Origin of the sequence: Octadecabacter temperatus (assembly GCF_001187845.1) — a bacterium.
In the GTDB taxonomy this organism is placed as follows: domain Bacteria; phylum Pseudomonadota; class Alphaproteobacteria; order Rhodobacterales; family Rhodobacteraceae; genus Octadecabacter; species Octadecabacter temperatus.
In genome coordinates this window covers 1,919,509-1,936,977 of record NZ_CP012160.1, presented here as the reverse complement: position 1 = coordinate 1,936,977, position 17,469 = coordinate 1,919,509, and the positions used below count along the sequence as shown (strand labels likewise).

23 protein-coding genes and 1 tRNA gene are annotated in these 17,469 nt (G+C 53.8%); 16 read left to right on the top strand and 8 right to left on the bottom strand.

Annotated features, from left to right (window positions below):
• Nucleotides 1-94: 94 nt before the first annotated feature.
• The 4 genes from OSB_RS16610 to OSB_RS09725 all read right to left on the bottom strand — a co-directional run bounded on the left by OSB_RS16610 (nt 95) and on the right by OSB_RS09725 (nt 3,258).
• The gene (locus OSB_RS16610; protein ID WP_143831245.1) at nt 95-400 is read right to left on the bottom strand and encodes a hypothetical protein; all 306 of its coding nucleotides are present in this window, start codon (nt 398-400) and stop codon (nt 95-97) included.
• Nucleotides 401-615: 215 nt separating this feature from the next.
• Nucleotides 616-2,025, bottom strand: coding sequence for a type I glutamate--ammonia ligase (glnA, locus tag OSB_RS09735; protein WP_049834815.1), 1,410 nt, complete (start codon nt 2,023-2,025; stop codon nt 616-618).
• A gap of 51 nt (nt 2,026-2,076) precedes the next feature.
• Entirely contained in the window at nt 2,077-2,415 is a 339-nt protein-coding gene (locus OSB_RS09730; RefSeq protein ID WP_049834814.1) for a P-II family nitrogen regulator, read from the bottom strand.
• Between the two features lie 366 nt (nt 2,416-2,781).
• Nucleotides 2,782-3,258 (bottom strand): Hint domain-containing protein, encoded by a 477-nt coding sequence (locus OSB_RS09725; protein ID WP_049834813.1) that lies wholly within the window; start codon nt 3,256-3,258, stop codon nt 2,782-2,784.
• Nucleotides 3,259-3,542: 284 nt separating this feature from the next.
• Here OSB_RS09725 and OSB_RS09720 point away from each other — a divergent pair.
• The 7 genes from OSB_RS09720 (at nt 3,543) to OSB_RS09690 (ending at nt 7,433) form a co-directional block, all read left to right on the top strand.
• A tRNA-Leu gene (locus OSB_RS09720) sits at nt 3,543-3,627 on the top strand.
• 72 nt (nt 3,628-3,699) lie between these two features.
• Nucleotides 3,700-5,031: a trigger factor gene (gene tig / locus OSB_RS09715; protein WP_049834812.1), complete on the top strand. Its 1,332-nt coding sequence runs from the start codon at nt 3,700-3,702 to the stop codon at nt 5,029-5,031.
• A gap of 170 nt (nt 5,032-5,201) precedes the next feature.
• Nucleotides 5,202-5,678 (top strand): hypothetical protein, encoded by a 477-nt coding sequence (locus tag OSB_RS09710; protein ID WP_049834811.1) that lies wholly within the window; start codon nt 5,202-5,204, stop codon nt 5,676-5,678.
• Nucleotides 5,679-5,797: 119 nt separating this feature from the next.
• On the top strand, nt 5,798-6,265 hold the full coding sequence (locus OSB_RS09705) for a hypothetical protein (RefSeq protein ID WP_049834810.1): 468 nt from the start codon (nt 5,798-5,800) through the stop codon (nt 6,263-6,265).
• Between the two features lie 46 nt (nt 6,266-6,311).
• Nucleotides 6,312-6,623: an ArsR/SmtB family transcription factor gene (locus OSB_RS09700; RefSeq protein ID WP_049834809.1), complete on the top strand. Its 312-nt coding sequence runs from the start codon at nt 6,312-6,314 to the stop codon at nt 6,621-6,623.
• Between the two features lie 10 nt (nt 6,624-6,633).
• Nucleotides 6,634-7,086 (top strand): SRPBCC domain-containing protein, encoded by a 453-nt coding sequence (locus OSB_RS09695; RefSeq protein ID WP_049834808.1) that lies wholly within the window; start codon nt 6,634-6,636, stop codon nt 7,084-7,086.
• On the top strand, nt 7,083-7,433 hold the full coding sequence (locus OSB_RS09690) for a hypothetical protein (protein WP_143831241.1): 351 nt from the start codon (nt 7,083-7,085) through the stop codon (nt 7,431-7,433). The genes OSB_RS09695 and OSB_RS09690 overlap by 4 nt, the downstream gene beginning before the upstream one ends.
• Before the next feature lie 74 nt (nt 7,434-7,507).
• On the opposite strand, the gene rplI is transcribed toward OSB_RS09690, so the two are convergent.
• The 3 genes from rplI to rpsF are packed head-to-tail and all read right to left on the bottom strand — an operon-like array spanning nt 7,508 to nt 8,763.
• A complete protein-coding gene (gene rplI / locus OSB_RS09685) occupies nt 7,508-8,140 on the bottom strand; it encodes a 50S ribosomal protein L9 (protein ID WP_049834806.1) in 633 nt (210 codons plus the stop codon).
• Nucleotides 8,141-8,152: 12 nt separating this feature from the next.
• Nucleotides 8,153-8,380 carry a 30S ribosomal protein S18 gene (gene rpsR / locus OSB_RS09680; protein WP_049834805.1) on the bottom strand — a complete coding sequence of 76 codons (228 nt, stop codon included), beginning with the start codon at nt 8,378-8,380 and terminating at the stop codon, nt 8,153-8,155.
• A gap of 29 nt (nt 8,381-8,409) precedes the next feature.
• A complete protein-coding gene (rpsF, locus tag OSB_RS09675; protein WP_049834804.1) occupies nt 8,410-8,763 on the bottom strand; it encodes a 30S ribosomal protein S6 in 354 nt (117 codons plus the stop codon).
• A 309-nt stretch (nt 8,764-9,072) separates the two neighbouring features.
• On the opposite strand from rpsF, the gene OSB_RS09670 reads away from it, so the two are divergent.
• From OSB_RS09670 to OSB_RS09650, 5 genes are all read left to right on the top strand, one after another.
• Nucleotides 9,073-9,699 carry a hypothetical protein gene (locus OSB_RS09670; RefSeq protein ID WP_049834803.1) on the top strand — a complete coding sequence of 209 codons (627 nt, stop codon included), beginning with the start codon at nt 9,073-9,075 and terminating at the stop codon, nt 9,697-9,699.
• Between the two features lie 138 nt (nt 9,700-9,837).
• Complete coding sequence (gene fabD / locus OSB_RS09665; RefSeq protein ID WP_049834802.1) at nt 9,838-10,773, top strand: ACP S-malonyltransferase; 936 nt, start codon at nt 9,838-9,840, stop codon at nt 10,771-10,773.
• A gap of 30 nt (nt 10,774-10,803) precedes the next feature.
• Entirely contained in the window at nt 10,804-11,025 is a 222-nt protein-coding gene (locus OSB_RS09660) for a hypothetical protein (protein ID WP_049834801.1), read from the top strand.
• Nucleotides 11,026-11,028: 3 nt separating this feature from the next.
• Complete coding sequence (gene fabG / locus OSB_RS09655; protein WP_049834800.1) at nt 11,029-11,766, top strand: 3-oxoacyl-[acyl-carrier-protein] reductase; 738 nt, start codon at nt 11,029-11,031, stop codon at nt 11,764-11,766.
• Nucleotides 11,767-11,958: 192 nt separating this feature from the next.
• Entirely contained in the window at nt 11,959-12,192 is a 234-nt protein-coding gene (locus OSB_RS09650) for an acyl carrier protein (RefSeq protein WP_049834799.1), read from the top strand.
• 111 nt (nt 12,193-12,303) lie between these two features.
• On the opposite strand, the gene OSB_RS09645 is transcribed toward OSB_RS09650, so the two are convergent.
• Entirely contained in the window at nt 12,304-13,047 is a 744-nt protein-coding gene (locus OSB_RS09645) for a hypothetical protein (RefSeq protein WP_049834798.1), read from the bottom strand.
• 181 nt (nt 13,048-13,228) lie between these two features.
• On the opposite strand from OSB_RS09645, the gene fabF reads away from it, so the two are divergent.
• The 4 genes from fabF to OSB_RS09625 all read left to right on the top strand — a co-directional run bounded on the left by fabF (nt 13,229) and on the right by OSB_RS09625 (nt 17,461).
• The gene (gene fabF, locus OSB_RS09640; protein ID WP_049834797.1) at nt 13,229-14,488 is read left to right on the top strand and encodes a beta-ketoacyl-ACP synthase II; all 1,260 of its coding nucleotides are present in this window, start codon (nt 13,229-13,231) and stop codon (nt 14,486-14,488) included.
• Nucleotides 14,489-15,664 (top strand): endolytic transglycosylase MltG, encoded by a 1,176-nt coding sequence (gene mltG / locus OSB_RS09635; RefSeq protein WP_049834796.1) that lies wholly within the window; start codon nt 14,489-14,491, stop codon nt 15,662-15,664. It begins immediately after the preceding gene.
• A gap of 179 nt (nt 15,665-15,843) precedes the next feature.
• Nucleotides 15,844-16,167 carry a hypothetical protein gene (locus OSB_RS16700; RefSeq protein WP_049834795.1) on the top strand — a complete coding sequence of 108 codons (324 nt, stop codon included), beginning with the start codon at nt 15,844-15,846 and terminating at the stop codon, nt 16,165-16,167.
• On the top strand, nt 16,061-17,461 hold the full coding sequence (locus OSB_RS09625; protein ID WP_082166449.1) for a DNA-packaging protein: 1,401 nt from the start codon (nt 16,061-16,063) through the stop codon (nt 17,459-17,461). Before OSB_RS16700 ends, OSB_RS09625 begins: the two co-directional genes overlap by 107 nt.
• Nucleotides 17,462-17,469 lie beyond the last annotated feature (8 nt).

Below are 17,469 nucleotides of genomic sequence, written 5' to 3'. Positions count from 1 at the left end.
GCCAACCTCCTGTTCGTGAGGCCAGCGTGAAGGGGGAATTTCTAGCTGTCAGGTCAAAAAACGACATCTTTCAGTACGTCGCCTGCCAGCTGGATTAGCTGATGATGGCCAAAACTGCGATGCACAGAAGCGCGCCAAAGACAATCTTGCGCGGCATTGTTCTCAAAACCCGGCGAAATGGTGCAGCGATAACCTCAGCAATGCTTTGAGTGGGGGCACCGTTCTTGGAACCGCCAATTTGACTTGGCGCGTTTCGAGTTTGCCACGCACTCGGCATGGAGCTAGCGCCTGCGCGGATCGCGGAGGCGGGGAAGTCCAATTGGCGGTGAGTGCCAAAACTCATCGTTGATGAGCTGCGTTTGGACGTTTGAGCGGGTTTATAAACAAATGTACTGGTCATGTTGGCATACTTACCCATGATTTGGTCAACTAGAGGTTAACGCTGGGGAAAGTTAGCGCCCGAAGTTAGGCAATACAGTGGCAGATTGAAACTTTTGAATATCCCTACCTCACGCGTTCGCCCGCATGTTGTCCGGCTTTGAGAGATCAAAAATACGCAAATAACGAAAAAGGGCGCTCCGAAGAGCGCCCTTTCAAACCATCTAACCTATTGAATTAGCAGCTGTAGTACAGCTTGAATTCAACTGGGTGAGGTGTGTGTTCGTATTCGTACACTTCTTCCCATTTCAGATCCATGTAGCCCTGAAGCTGGTCTTTTGTGAACACGTCGCCCTGCAAGAGGAAGTCCATGTCTTTTTCCAGCTCTTCAAGTGCTTCGCGCAAGGAACCACAAACTGTTGGGATTTCTGCGAGCTCTTCTGGTGGCAGATCGTAAAGATCTTTGTCAGAAGCAGGACCTGGGTCGATCTTGTTCTTGATGCCGTCAAGGCCAGCCATCATCAATGCCGCGAAGCAAAGGTATGGGTTGGCTGCTGGATCAGGGAAACGTGCTTCAACGCGCTTGGCTTTCGGGGACTCTGTCCATGGAATACGTACGCAACCGGAACGGTTGGACGCAGAGTAAGCGCGCAGAACTGGAGCTTCAAAACCCGGGATCAAACGCTTGTATGAGTTTGTGGATGGGTTTGTGATCGCGTTCAGTGCTTTAGCGTGCTTCAGGATACCACCGATGAAGTACAGAGCTTCCTGAGACAGGTCAGCGTATTTGTCGCCTGCGAACAATGGCTTACCATCTTTCCAGATGGACATGTTCACGTGCATGCCTGTGCCGTTATCACCAGCGATTGGCTTTGGCATGAATGTAGCGGACTTGCCGTAAGCCTGAGCTACGTTGTGAACAACGTACTTGTACTTCTGAAGCTCATCAGCCTGCTTTGTCAGCGTGCCGAAGATCAAGCCCAGCTCGTGCTGGCAAGACGCCACTTCGTGGTGGTGCTTGTCGACCTTCATGCCGAGGCGCTTCATTGTGGAGAGCATTTCAGAACGGATGTCCTGCGCGTCATCGATTGGGTTTACAGGGAAGTAGCCGCCCTTAACGCCAGGACGGTGGCCAGTGTTGCCCATTTCGTACTGTGTATCTGTGTTCCAAGACGCGTCGATCGCATCGACTTCGTAGCCGACTTTGTTGATGCCAACAGAGTAGCGCACGTCGTCAAACAGGAAGAATTCAGCTTCTGGCCCCCAGAAAGACGTGTCACCGATACCTGTAGATTTCAGGTAGGCTTCTGCGCGCTCGGCTGTGCCGCGTGGATCGCGCTCGTAGCCTTCGCCTGTGTCAGGCTCAACAACGGAACAGTGAATGCAGAGTGTTTTCTCAGCATAGAAGGGGTCAAGGTACGCGCTAGAAGCATCCGGCATCAGTTTCATGTCGGATTCGTTGATCGCTTTCCAACCTGCGATGGAGGAGCCGTCAAACATGAAGCCTTCTTCGAGGAAGTCTTCGTCAACTTCGTCAGAAATCAATGTTACGTGCTGCAGCTTGCCGCGCGGGTCAGTGAAGCGGATATCGACATAATCGATGCCCTCATCTTTGATCATCTTCACAACGTCTTTGTTGGTTGTCATGTCATCAGTCTTTCGGTTGGTAGGTTGAATTAGAAAGTGTTTGGCGCAGGCTTACAGTGCTTCGTCGCCTTCTTCGCCAGTACGAATACGGATCGCCTGGCTAACATCGGAGACGAAAATCTTGCCGTCACCGATTTTGTCTGTTTTTGCCGCGGTAATGATGGCCTCAATGGCACCATCTACTTGATCATCGGCCAACACGACCTCGATCTTCACCTTTGGCAGGAAATCCACAACGTATTCAGCGCCGCGGTAAAGCTCGGTATGGCCCTTTTGGCGTCCGAACCCTTTGACTTCAACAACGCTTAGTCCTTGAATGCCTGCGTCTTGCAACGCTTCCTTCACTTCGTCCAGTTTGAACGGCTTGATGATCGCTTCGATCTTTTTCATAGCTGCGACTCCTCATTGCAGACGTGGTCTTGCTTGCACCAACCACTTTTGCGCCACGGCTACAATTCTTGACGCTGAATTCAACCCGCGACAAATTGGAATCAAACTGAGCTGCCTAAAAAATAGGCAAAGTGGCGCGTATATGTGCGAAATTGAATCGCCCCTGGCGCCACGCGATTCTTACCCTTCTTTGGCTCTGAAATACTCATTCTGCTCACGCGGATTGAGGCGGCGTGTCGGGCGAAAGGGGCTATTCATAAAGAAAAAACGCAGCTCCGTTAAGGAACTGCGCTCAAAATGGCTTTCTAGCGTGCTGGAGAAATCAACTAAATAATCGAATGCGTGTAAGCGCCCGACTAGGTCGGGTCAAACAGCGGTGCTGGCGACTTCGAGGCCGTCTGCGTAAACAATGTGCTGCTTTTCGAAAATCAGCTCATAAACGGTCATTGTTTTGGCTTCGACTTCTGAAACGAATTCACCGTCGATTAGGCGCTTCGCTTTTACGGTCGCAACATCAGCGCCAAACAGCGCCTTTGCGCGCCAATCGCGGATGTGAACCAATGTGTCTGGGCCAACGATCATGTCGTCTTCCGGGCGCGTGTGGCCCAAAGAGCCCGCTTTGATCTGGATAGACGCCACGTGAACCTTTTGGCTACGTGTCTCGCGCAGGATCGCCATTCCGCTGTCGCGGGTGATGATCCGGTCGCCGGCTTTTAGTGTTTCAACGGCTTTTTCACCGTCCAGCGTCATAACAGTGGTTCCTGCAGCAAGCCCAGCGACGTTGGCGGGCAGGGCGGTAACAGCGGCGCGGTCTTTGAATTCTTGTGTATTTCCCAGGTGCATGGCGTTTCTCGCTCTCAGCTAAATTGTCTGCCTCAATGTTTTGCCGTGAAATATGTCAACAAAACGTTACGGGTGGGACAATAATCGCGTCATTGCAGGGCAACGTTGGAATGTGAGTCTTTTTCGCCACGGCGACCTTTGTTTTGCCCCCTTGTGCGAAAGCCCTAAAAAATAACGTGAAATACCCGCGAATGAGGTGCGTTTTCCTCTCGCATCCTCCAGAACACTTTGCTAGGAAGCGCCCAACTTAAAGGGAGGGCTGTGCCTTCCCTTTATAACGAAATGCGGGTGTGGCGGAATTGGTAGACGCACCAGATTTAGGTTCTGGCGCCGCAAGGCGTGGGGGTTCGAGTCCCTTCACCCGCACCATATACTTGTCCCGACGGGGCTGATTGAGAACAAAAGATCGTCCCCTAGGGCGTTGTTGGAAAAGGAAATATCATGTCGGTCAAAGAGACCCTGAACGAAGGCCTGAAGCGCGGCTACGAGATAATTGTAACCGCAGCTGAGCTTGAAGCGACAGTTAACGACAAGCTCAAAGAGGCGCAGCCTGAAGTTGAGATGAAGGGTTTCCGCAAAGGCAAAGTGCCTATGGCGATGATGAAAAAGCAGTTTGGCCCAAAGGTTCTTGGCGAAGCGATGCAAGAATCAGTCGACGGCGCGATGAACAAGCATCTCGAAGAATCCGGCGACCGCCCTGCGATGCAGCCAGAAATGAAAATGGCGAACGAAGACTGGAAAGAGGGCGACGATGTTGTCGTGACTGTTTCTTACGAAGCACTTCCTGAAGTTCCAGAAGTCGACTTCTCCGGTATCAAGCTTGAGAAGCTGGTTGTTAAAGCTGACGACGCATCTGTTGAAGAAGCTTTGGCTTCCCTCGCGGCAACTGCGCAGAACTTTGAAGACCGCAAAAAGGGCTCCAAGGCGAAAGACGGCGACCAAGTTGTATTCGACTTCCTTGGTAAAGTTGACGGCGAAGCATTTGAAGGCGGCGCGGCTGAAGGCCACGCACTTGTTCTTGGTTCCGGCCAGTTCATCCCAGGTTTCGAAGAAGGTCTTGTTGGCGTTAAAGCTGGCGAAGAAAAGAACGTCGAAGTTACGTTCCCTGCTGAATACAACGCTGAGCACCTTGCAGGCAAAGCGGCTGTGTTTGAATGCAAAATCCTCAACGTTCTTGAGCCTAAAGCGGCTGAGATCAACGACGAGATGGCAAAGCAGTTTGGCGCAGAAGACCTTGCTGGTCTGAAGGGTCAGATCACTGAGAAGCTGCAGGAAGAATACGCCGGTGCAGCACGCGCTGTTACGAAGCGTGGTTTGCTGGATGCGCTGGACAAGAAAGTTTCCTTCGAGCTTCCACCATCCCTTGTTGAAGCTGAAGCGGGCCAGATCGCGCACCAGCTGTGGCACGAAGACAACCCAGAAGTCGAAGGCCACGATCACCCTGAGATCGAAACAACTAAAGAGCACACTAAGCTGGCCGAGCGCCGCGTTAAGTTGGGCTTGTTGTTGGCTGAAATCGGCCAGAAAGCTGAAGTTCAGGTTTCTGACGCTGAGTTCACACAGGCTGTGATGAACCAAGCACGTCAGTACGGCGACCAAGCGCGTCAGTTCTTTGAATTCGTTCAGCAGAACCCACAGATGCAGCAACAGATCCGCGCACCTTTGTTTGAAGACAAAGTTGTGGACCACGTTCTTGAAGCCGCTTCTTTGAAGGAAAAAGAAGTGTCCAAGGACGACCTGCAAAAGGCGGTCGAAGCACTCGAAGAAGAGTAAGCTTAACCACCTTCACGACATTTGGGCCGCTCCTTTGATTAGGGGCGGCCTTTTTCGTGCGCTGGTGGTTTCAAAAGGTCAGGTAAACCTGACCAAATGATCAAATTTTTGGGCTGGAACTGATTAATGGATAAGCTTACCCTTACGTCACATATATAACGGGGGACGATATGAGACTTTTCTTAATAGCAGTAATTGGTTTTTTTGGTTTTGCAGGGGCAGCACAGGCCTGTCCTGATTTTAGAATTTGGGGCAACGAGAGCTATAACGCCAGTGGGTCGCAGTTGCGTCAGCGTCAAGATTTCCGCGTTGTTGCGGGTGGCGAAAACTACGTTTGGGATTGCCGTAACATCAATCCTGGAACGGACCGCGGAGCAGGCTATTTCACCACGACGCCTGATTTCTCGTTCGATCTAAGCAACATGGGTGGCCTGCAACTGGTCATTTCCGTCACCAGCCGTTGCGATGCGGCACTGTTGATCAACACAGCGTCCGTGAACTGGTACTATGACGATGATGACAACGGGAACCTTGACCCGCGCATTGTACTGACACGGCCCGCCAACGGGATCATCGATATCTGGGTTGGGACCTATGATGGTGAATACTGCGACGCTGTTTTGTCACTTGAGACCTTCAGCCGCTAAATCCATTGACCTGTGAAATCGAAAGGCCGCTCCAGACTGGGGCGGCCTTTTACGTTTGTTGACGAGATCGTGTTTGCGCGTGGGTTCGCGGGCGCGATTTGCTGCGCTACGCTTTGTGGATGAAATACCTAATCCCTTTGCTTTCGGTGTGTGCGACACCGGTTTTCGCTGATTGCCCTGATCCGTCGATCGATGGACCTGAGTTTTCCGTGACAGGTGCCGAGTTGATCGCGCCGCAGTCATGGGACGTGCAGGCGCACGGGACGCATGTCGCACCCTGTGCTGGGTGGGATGGTGCATTTATTCAGACGGATCGTGTGGCTGGTTTCTTACCGATTGCCCCGACTGCGCAGTTCCAAATGGATGAAATGGGCGCCTATATATTGATGGTTGTTGTGCAGGCGGCTTGCGACCCTGTTTTGGCAGTGCGCAGTCAGGATGGGTTTTGGGAGTTTGGTGAAACGGCCAATGGGCGGCAAGAGGCCGTGCTGTGGGGCGCACCCAATGGCGGATTGCAGGTTTGGGTTGGCTCCGCTGAACGCACCAGTTGCGATGCGACCGTGACGTTGGAAACGTTTGATCGATAACATGTGACGGTTGACTGATTAGTAAGTCATCGCTTACACGTAAGTCATGACTTACGAATCTGCCCTTACAGCTCTTGGCGATCCGACACGTCGGAAAATCTTTGAAGCCCTCTGGAGCGCTCCGAGCACTGTTTCGGATCTGGCAAAAGGGCAGTCGGTAAGCCGCCCAGCGGTTTCTCAACATTTGAAAGTACTAGAGGCCGCAAACATGGTCAGCGTTACGCCCCAAGGGCGCAGTCGGCTATATGCGGTGCGTCCAGAAGGGTTGGACGGCTTGCGCAGTTATATTGATCGGTTCTGGGGTGATGTGCTGGGCGCTTATGGTGCCGAAGTCCGCCGCCGCACTCTCAAACATTGAAGGAAACGTTATGCTTGATCCCGTCATCAAAACCATCGAAGTGCCGTGCGGCCAGCAACAGGCCTTCGACATTTTCTGCGACATGGCGACATGGTGGCCGCTTGAAAAACGGTCCATGTCGTTGATGCGGGCAGGTGGCCCGGCGAAAGGCTTGAGCGTCGAGGCGCGTCTTGGCGGGCAGATCGTTGAGACCGCGATCGATGATGATGAACACCATTGGGGAACATTTACAAAGTTTGATGCCCATCACCATCTACAATTGGATTTCCACATGGGGCTGCCACCTGAACAGTCAGGGCAGGTTGATGTGACGTTCACACCGTTAAGCGCAACGACGACACGGGTGGAGTTGGTGCATAGCAACTGGGAAGGCTACGGCGACATGGCTGAAATGATGCTCAACGGGTACGGCAGCAGCTGGGGGTTGTTGTTCGAAGAGGCCTACGCTGGGGCATGCAAATGAACGAGCGTGCTATAAAGGGTGTTCTCGTGGCCGTGATTGGCGTGCTGGTTTTTCTGGCGTGCTCGTCAGGGGCAGCGAAAATCATGGCGATGGAACATGACGTCGCGTTTTTTGGAAAGTACGGCGTGAGTAGAACGATGTTGATCTGTTACGGCGTCGTTCAGTTTATTGCTGGTGCGCTGATCCTTCTGCCGCGCACGCGGTTCTTTGGGGCAGGGGTGGTCGCGGTGACGTTTGCCCTGTCGTTGGTGATGTTGGTGATTGAGGGCAGCGTTGGCTTTTCGGCAATTACCGTTTTGTCGTTGGTTCTGTTGGGTTGGGTGATGGTGCGCAGCTACAGAACCTGAGGTTGCATGATGCGCGAACGAAAAAGGCCGCTCCTGTAACGGAGCGGCCTTTCTATTTGGTGATCTGGAAGAGGTTACTCTTCGTCAGATGCTTCCTCGGAAGGTGCTTCAGCAGCAGGAGCTGCGTCGTCATCGCCGAAGTCGTCCATGCCAGCAGCGCCGAGATCGTCGAACAGTTCCTGAATTTCGAATTCAGCTTCTGCCTCAGCTTCAGCAGCCAGTTCAGCAACGGACTTGCCAGCAGCCTGAAGCTCAGCTTCTTCAGCAGAACGTGCAACGTTCAGCTTGATGGTCGCTGTAACCTCTGGGTGTAGCTTAACCAGCACGTCGTGGATGCCGAGTTCTTTGATCGGGTCGATCAAAGCAACCTGCTTTTTGTCCACTGTGAAGCCAGCTGCTGTTGCAGCTTCTGCGGCATCGCGTGTTGTTACGGAACCGTAAAGGTTGCCGCCATCGGACGCAGAGCGAATCACGACGAATGTTTCGCCGTCCAGCTTTGCAGACAATGCGTCGGCTTCTTTTTTGGTTTCGAGGTTGGTTGCTTCGAGCTGAGCTTTCTGTGCTTCAAACGTTGCCATGTTGGCCGCGTTGACGCGCAGTGCTTTTCCTTGTGGAAGCAAGAAGTTGCGTGCGTAGCCCTGTTTCACAGAGACGACGTCGCCCATCTGACCCAGCTTCGCAACGCGTTCTAGAAGGATGATATCCATGATGTCTGTCCTTTACTTAACGGCGTAAGGCAACAGAGCAAGGAACCGAGCGCGTTTGATCGCACGTGCCAAAGCACGTTGGTTCTTTGCACCGACTGCGGTGATGCGGGATGGAACGATTTTGCCGCGCTCAGAGATGTAGCGCTGCAGTGTACGTGTGTCTTTGTAGTCGATCTTTGGAGCGTTCTCGCCCTCAAATGGATCGGACTTACGGCGACGGAAAAATGGTTTAGTAGCCATGACTTATGGTCCTTTCTTGATCTAAGTGATTAGCGGCGTTCGCGGCGTTCTGGACGCTCGTCACGCTTTTGCATCTGCACGGAAGGACCTTCTTCGTGTGCATCAACTTTAATCGTCAGAACGCGCATTACGTCTTCGTGCAAACGCATCAGACGCTCCATCTCTTGCACGGCTGGTGCCGGTGCATCAGAGCGCAAAAAGGCGTAGTGACCTTTGCGGTTCTTGTTGATCTTGTAGGCCATCGTCTTGACGCCCCAGTACTCGGACATAACGACTTTACCGTCGTTGTCAGAAAGCACTGTGGAGAAGTGTTCGATGAGGGCTTCTGCTTGCGTGTTGGACAAGTCCTGACGCGCAATCATCACATGCTCATATAAAGGCATGGGAACTCCGTTCATATCTATCAGCGCATTTCATAGGGCGGGGATTGAACCTTGCGCTCCCGCCCACGAGAGACTGCGCAGTTCATAAAAAGCTGCACAAGGTGGGGGCCTTATACGCACGGGGCGCGTTTGCGCAAGTAAAACACGACATGCATTGGGCGCATCCGAGAACACGTAACCCACGTGATGCTGGGGGTAGGTTTGTTAACGATGGTTATCAAAAAGTTAAAATTCCCCGCATTCACCACTTGGTTGCCCTGTTTGTGCCCCAGTTCGCCTCGAGATTGTGCTCAACAAATGGAGAAACTCATGACTGCACAGCCTCAAATTTCAGAATTCACGAACCCGCGCACGTCGACATTGAAGCAACCCGTTTTCATGCGCGCAAATGTGACTGAACATTTTTGGGGCTTTGAAGTGCGTCCAAACGAACACGTTTTTGATGTTGCTGTTTTGATGCGGGCGATGACGGGCTTTTTCGCGGGGACGGCGTTTATCGCAGCCTTGGGCGTTTGGCTTTTGCCATCCATGGCGTTTGCCACTGCGGCGTTCAGCTCTAAGTTGATCGTTTCTGGTTTGTTGATGTTCGCAACTGTAATGCTTGCGCGTGTTGCGGCACGTGGCACGCAGGTACGGGTTCAATTCGACACCTCAACTGGTGAACTGCGTGAAGTGGTCGACGGCGCCTTCGGTGGCAGGCTGGTTTTGGCGACGCATGGGTTGGACGCGGTAGAGGCTGTTCAGGTTGTGGAATCCCGCGAAAACCGTGGCTTCGGGCAGGTGCAAATTCGGGTCAAAGGGGCCGGTGCTATTTCAGCAGGGGACGGTGCGGTATCTGCGTTGGCTGTGTTGCGTGACCGTATCGCCAGCGATTGCGGACTAGAGGCGTCTGGTCCTGTTCGTGAAGCTGTTTGGGGCGGTCCGTTGGTTGCATAATACGCACTTGAAGTTACCTAAAACAAGCGGTCCCTTTGTGGGGCCGTTTTGCGTATTAGTGGGCTGCCTTTGTGCAGGTGTCTTGTGTGCATGGCGTGGTCGCGCTAACCCTGAGTAAAGCAAACAACAGGGGCAACCATGAGAGCATTCGTATTTCCAGGCCAAGGCGCACAGACCATCGGGATGGGGCAAGCACTGGCTGAAAGTTATTCTGCGGCGAAGGCCGTGTTTGATGAAGTCGACGATGCCTTGGGTGAGAAACTGTCCGATCTGATCTGGTCCGGCGACATTGCCGACCTGACGCTGACTAAGAACGCGCAACCTGCGCTGATGGCGACGTCATTGGCGGCGATGAAGGCGCTTGAGGCCGAAGGCGTAGGCATTGATGCGGCGTCTTATGTGGCGGGTCATTCGTTGGGTGAATATTCCGCATTGGCAGCGTCTGGTGCGTTTAGCATTGCTGATACAGCGCGTCTTTTGCGTATTCGCGGTGAAGCGATGCAACTGGCCGTGCCTGTGGGCATCGGTGCGATGGCTGTGCTTTTGGGCATGGATTTCGAGGCGGCACAGGCTGTTGCGGCGGAAGCGGCGCAGGGCGAGGTTTGCCAAGCGGCCAACGACAATGACCCATCACAGGTTGTCGTGTCCGGCCATAAGGCCGCTGTTGAACGTGCCGTTGAGATCGCAAAGGCCAATGGCGCGAAACGCGCGATGTTGTTGCCTGTGTCTGCGCCGTTCCACTCAAGCCTGATGGCGCCTGCTGGGGATATCATGGCGGCGGCTCTGGCGGATGTGTCTATGAACGCGCCAAAGGTCCCGCTGATCGCGAATGTGCGCGCAGAGGCTGTGGACGGGTCTGACATCAAGGATTTGTTGATTGAGCAGGTGACAGGATCTGTGCGCTGGCGCGAAAGTGTAATGTGGATGGCGGGTGCTGGTGTGACCGAAGCATGGGAAATCGGCGCGGGTAAAGCGCTGTCTGGTATGGTGAAACGGGTGGACCGTTCTATCGCGACGCGCGCTGTTGGCACGCCTGATGATGTGAAGGCGGCTGCTGAAGCGTTGAATGCATAAGCCGTCGCAGGGCGAGAATAGGAGCACCACATGAGCAATTGGAAACCGTCGACGTTGTGGACGATAGGTATTCTGGCGGGATGGCTTTTGCTTTTATTGATCGCCCAAACAGGCATTCTGAATGAGCAAGGCAAAAGCAACGGCAACAAATACGGGCTTGTTATTGCCTTTCTATATTTAGGTCCACTGGTCGCGTTCGGCAATTGGATCTACATGCGCAAACAAGAACAAAAAGATAATGGCGAGGAGTGAGATATGTTTAACTTAACTGGTAAAAATGCACTGATTACAGGTGCTTCTGGTGGCATTGGTGGCGAAATTGCCAAGACGCTGCACGGTGCTGGCGCGACTGTTGGTCTGTCTGGCACGCGGGTTGAACCGCTTGAGGCATTGGCCGCTGAGCTGGGCGAGCGCGCCCATGTGCTGACATGTAACCTGAGCGACGGTGAAGCCGTTGATGCGCTGCCAAAGCAGGCTGCGGATGCGATGGGATCCGTCGATATTCTGGTGAACAATGCCGGTATCACGCGCGATCAGATTTTCATGCGGATGAAGGACGACGAATGGGATGATGTGATTAACGTCAACCTGACATCAACAATGCGTCTGTGTCGCGGTGTTATGCGTGGCATGATGAAAGCGCGTTGGGGCCGTATTGTGAACATTAGTTCTATCGTTGGTGCCACTGGTAACCCAGGACAGGCTAACTATGCTGCATCTAAGGCTGGTATGGTCGGCTTGTCCAAGTCCATTGCTTATGAGGTCGCAAGCCGTGGGATTACGGTGAACTGTATTGCCCCAGGGTTTATTGCGACAGCCATGACCGACAAGCTGACGGATGAGCAAAAAGACAAGATCAACGTGCAAATTCCAGCTGGTCGCATGGGCAATCCGGACGAAATTGCAGCGGCTGCGCTATATCTTGCGAGTGAGCAGGCAGCCTACGTCACGGGCACGACTTTGCATGTCAATGGTGGTATGGCGATGCTGTAACCCCTATATCGGGCGTGTTCGAAAGCGTTTGCCAAGCGGGGAAACTCTGCTAAAGGGGGCGCAGAATTGGAAATTGTGACCCTACGTCGCAAAATCTAGAGGTCCTGAGCAGGGCCAAATAACAGCCTAAACTGCGCAAGCAGGGCGGGTAACCAACGGGTCCTTGGCCCTGAACTATGTAAGGAATTTAACATGAGCGATGTCGCAGACCGCGTACGTAAGATCGTTGTAGAGCACCTTGGTGTTGAAGAAGATAAAGTTGTTGATGGCGCGTCCTTCATCGACGATCTGGGCGCAGATAGCCTCGACACAGTTGAGCTCGTGATGGCGTTTGAAGAAGAATTCGGTATCGAAATCCCTGACGACGCTGCTGAAACTATTCAGAGCTTCGGCGACGCGACGAAGTTTATCACTGCAGCTTCCTAAGAGAGCTTACAGTTTGATTTGAGAAGGGCGGTGCCAGCGATGGCGCCGCCCTTTTTCGCTTAAGGGCTTGATGGCTGGTTTGAGCCCAATTTGACTGCAACTGTGCAAGTCCTACAGTTGAAGGTGGATATGATCGTCATGGCGCGCCGCTCTGCACCCTTGGAAACGAATTTTAGAGCTCTGAGCTTGAAAACGTGATGCTAAATGCGGCTCGATGAAGACTTTCCCTACCCGTTCATCTGCGCTCAACAACTGTAAAGCCATTGCCATGCGTCGCGGTTCTAAATGATAGTCTGGCCAAAGCCTTTGCAGCCAAGAAAAATTCCATCTCAGGGTGAACATGTTCTCAGGACAGTCGGTTGGACCGTCTTCAAACGCGAAATATCCGATTGGTGATCTTGTGACGTTCGGTAGGAAACCACCATCGTTTCTGTAAAAAAATGCAAGATCAACTTTACGCCCGTCGTCGTGCGACAGGTGGGGAAGCAAGGGGAAACCCGAAATAAATGGAAAATTTGCGTCTAGGACCAAAGTTGTTGTTTGTGGAAATTCATCGCTCATTGCGATTGAGAAGTCCTGCAACACTGCCTCAAGTTCAGGTGTGACGTATTGCCTGTTTAACGCGCAATACAATGTAGATTTCATTCTAAAGGTGTCTTCGGAAAAGCAGGGAATTGGTTCGCGCCCAAACATTGGAGCGACCACGAGCGCGCTGGTTGATAACGCCACGTAGGCAACGGCAAAAACGAGAACACGCTGCCGAAAGCAAATAGCAAATAGCCATGCTAGACCTCCGAGCTGTGTCAGTAGCGTAAGAAATACAATGATGAGCGAGTGAAACGTTATTCGGACCATGGAACATTTCTGCAGCAATTACTCGCGCTTCGAAAGCAAATTCCTAAGGTCTTCTTAGTCCGCAAAGCGGACATCGACCACTGTATTCGCTGGATCGGCTTTTTGACGCCACCCGCTCTTGCCCCTGTCCCCTTGCACGCGGTATTAGGGCTTCAATAAATGCAAACGTGAGGGCTAGAGCATGCGTCGAGTAGTTGTGACTGGGTTGGGTCTCGTGACCCCACTGGCCGATGGTGTTGAAAAAAGCTGGGAACGCATTTTGGATGCACAGTCGGGTGCTGGGCCAATTACGCGGTTTGACCCTGAAGGGTTTGGAACCACCTATGCTTGCGAAGTGCCATATGGCGACGGCACGGATGGCACGTTCAATCCTGATACATACATGCACCCTAAAGATGCCCGTAAGGTCGACACGTTTATTCTGTTCGCCATGGCTGCGGCTGAACAGGCTGTCGCTGATGCAGGCTGGAAGCCGGAAGACGTTGCTGACCTTGAGCGCACAGGCGTTTTGACGGGGTCTGGTATTGGTGGGCTTCAGTCTATCGCCGAAACTGCGATCATGATGAAAGAAAAGGGACCGCGCCGCGTGTCGCCGTTCTTTGTTCCGGGTGCTTTGATCAACCTGATTTCCGGCCAAATCGCGATTAAGTACGGCTTTAAGGGCCCGAACCACGCGGTTGTGACGGCCTGTTCCACAGGTGCGCATGCGATTGGCGATGCGACCCAGTTGATTAAAGCAGGCCGTGCGGATGTGATGATTGCAGGCGGGGCGGAAGCCACGATTTGCGAGATCGGCATCGCGGGCTTTAACGCCTGTAAAGCGCTGTCCACCAAGCGTGCGGATGATCCAAAGGCGGCAAGCCGTCCATATGACGCGGACCGTGATGGTTTTGTGATGGGCGAAGGCGCGGGCATGGTTGTGCTTGAAGACTACGATCACGCGGTTGCACGTGGTGCCAAGATTTACGCCGAGGTCATCGGTTACGGCCTGACGGGCGATGCACACCACATCACAGCACCGTCTGAGGACGGCGAGGGCGGTGAGCGGTCCATGCGTATGGCGCTTGGTGACGCGGGGCTTGAGCCAGCGGATATCGATTACATCAACGCACACGGCACATCCACGATGGCCGACACGATTGAACTTGGTGCGGTGGAGCGCATGATGGGCGACGCAGCATCCAAGGTGACGATGTCATCGACCAAATCTGCTACAGGCCACCTTTTGGGGGCCGCTGGCGCGATTGAGGCGATCTTCAGCATTCTTGCGATCCGCGATCAGGTGGCACCTCCAACGATCAACCTCGACAACCCTGCGGTTGAAACGAAGGTCGATCTGGCGGCTAACAAGAAGGTTGAGCGTAAGATTGATGTCGCACTGTCCAATTCGTTTGGGTTTGGCGGCACCAACGCCTCTGTGCTGTTCGGGAAAGTCAAATAAATGTGGAAGCATATCGCGGCGAACGCGCTGACGTTTCTTATTGTCGCGATGTTTCTGTTTGGTGGTGTGATCGTTTGGGGAACCAACGAATACAGCGCTGAGGGCCCGCTTGACCAAGCGATTTGCCTGCAGGTTACGCCTGGATCAAACATGCGGATCGTGAGTGAAAGCCTTGCTGAACAAGACGCGATTTCTTCGCCGTCCATTTTCCGGATGGGGGTCGATTACTCAGGTAAAGCATCTGCGTTGAAGGCCGGTAGTTTTCTGGTGCCTGAAGGGGCGTCCATGTCGGAAATCGTGGATATCGTGACGCAGGGCGGGCAAAGCACATGTGGTACTGAGATCGTGTACCGCGTTGGTGTGACGCGTGTTGTGGCGCAGGTCCGTGAGTTGGACCCAGCAACAGGGCGCTTTGTTGAATTGGCGAGTTTTGAGCCATCTGAGGTGGAAGAAACGCCAGCAGAATACACCGAAACACGCGAAGCGAATGACACGCAGTACCGTGTGGTGATTTCTGAGGGTGTGACCAGCTGGCAGATCGTTCAGGCGTTGAATTCATTGGAGTTTATGGACGGGTCGGTGTCTGAAATTCCGGCGGAAGGCATGTTGGCGCCGAATTCTTACCAAGTACGGCCTGGGGATTCGGTGGCTGAATTGTTGACGGATATGGAAGCTGCACAGGCGCGAATTCTGGCGACTGCATGGGCTGAACGCGCGGACGGGTTGCCGTTGGCGTCCCCTGAAGAGGCGTTGATTCTGGCGTCTATCATCGAGAAAGAGGCGTCCACATCGGATGAGCGGTTTGACGTGGCATCGGTGTTTGTGAACCGTTTGAACCAAGGCATGCGCCTACAAACTGACCCGACGGTTATTTACGGTGTGACGCAGGGCCAAGGCGTGCTTGGGCGTGGGTTGCGCCAAAGTGAACTTCGCGCGGAAAACCCTTGGAATACTTATGTGATTTCCGGTTTGCCTGCGACGCCGATTGCCAACCCTGGTGCGGATACAATTCGTGCGGCGCTGAACCCGGCGGATACGGATTTCATCTTCTTCGTAGCGAAAACGCTGAACCCGCGCGACGGGCATAATTTTGCTGTCACGTTGGACGAACATAACGCCAATGTGGCGATTTATCGTGAGCTTGAGGCCGCGCGAGCGGCGTCTGAAGGCAACTAAAACGTTAAGATTGTGTTTGCGCTAAGTGCGCTAACGTCTTGGTAAGATTTGGTAAAATTTCTGGCTTGGCGTATCCCTAACGCGCTGGACAAAAGCAACTACGGGCTTTGGACACAGTTCCAAGGCCCGTTTTAGTTTTTGGTATTGGGCGGAGCAACCCTTGGGAGGGGACCTTCGCAATGAGCAAGCAAAACGGTGGGACAACCACCGATCAGAAATCGGCCGCTGAACGTATCGAGGAGGCTAGGCGGCTTTATGAAACCATTGGCGAAACATTGAGCACGGTGCTGGAGCTTGTGAAAGCAGGCGACTTCAAGGACATCGATTTGATGCCCAAACAGATGACACGTCTGACCGATGCGATCGCCGAAGTCCGTAAACGGGAGGCGGAATTCAATGACAGACATGGAACGGGACTTAGCGAAGGGGACGTCGACTTTGACGAGCTCAGACGTGAGATCGGGTGCCGCCTTGGTCGCATCCGCAGATGTTGCAGATCGTAAGGCGTTTTTACGCGGGCTTTCGGGCCCGCAACTAAAAGCGCTGCCTTATCTGTTTGATTTCTGGGCATTGGAGCACCAGCTGGCACCGGAGGGTGACTGGCGGACGTGGGTTATTTTGGGGGGCCGCGGCGCAGGTAAAACGCGCGCGGGGTCCGAATGGGTCAGGTCAATGGTGGAGGGATCGCGTCCGCGCGATCCCGGCGTAGCGAGACGCGTGGGTTTGATCGGTGAGACGATGGAGCAAGCGCGTGAAGTGATGGTGTTTGGCGAGAGCGGGATATTGGCGTGTTCCCCGCCTGATCGTCGACCGACGTGGATTGCAGGACGTCAGATGCTGGTGTGGCCGAATGGGGCGGAGGCGCGGCTTTATTCTGCGTTCGACCCAGAGCGCCTGCGTGGGCCACAATTTGATGCTGTTTGGGCGGATGAATTTGCGAAATGGCCCAAAGCGCAAGAGACATGGGACATGATGCAGTTTGGGTTGCGTTTAGGCAAGAAACCCCGTGCATGTGTGACAACAACACCAAAAAATGTTGAGATATTGAAAGATCTTTTGGCGCGAAGCAGCACGGTTCAGACCCATGCGAGCACGCAGGACAACCGTGCTTATCTGGCGGATGGATTTCTGGAAGAAGTGCAGGAACGCTACGCGGGAACGCGGTTGGGGCGTCAGGAGCTGGATGGGGTGTTGTTGGCAGATGTTGACGGGGCGTTGTGGACATCGGCGCGGCTGGAACGGTGTCGGGTTAACAAAGCCCCGCAGTTGGACCGTATCGTAGTGGCGGTGGACCCACCCGCGGGGGCGTCTGCGAAGTCGGATGCTTGTGGAATTGTTGTGGCAGGTATCGTCAGCCAAGGGCCAGTGTCTGACTGGAAGATCTACGTGCTGGAAGACGCGTCCGTTCAGGGGGTGTCGCCAAATGAATGGGCGGCGGCGGCGATTGCAGCGATGGACCGCCATGGTGCAGATCGGCTGGTGGCTGAGGTGAATCAAGGCGGCGCGATGGTTGAGACCATTGTGCGGTCCATTGATCCGGCTGTGCCGTATCGCGGAGTGCATGCAACGCGCGGCAAGGCGATGCGGGCTGAACCTGTGGCGGCTTTGTATGAGCAGGGGCGGGTGCGCCATGCATTCGGGCTTGGCGCGCTAGAGGATGAGATGTGCCAGATGACGGCCGAAGGTTATGCGGGGACAGGGTCACCGGACCGTGTGGATGCGCTGGTTTGGGCGTTGACGGATTTGTTTTTGGAACCGGCAAAACGCTGGCGTGCACCACAAGTTCGCACCCTCTAGCTATATAA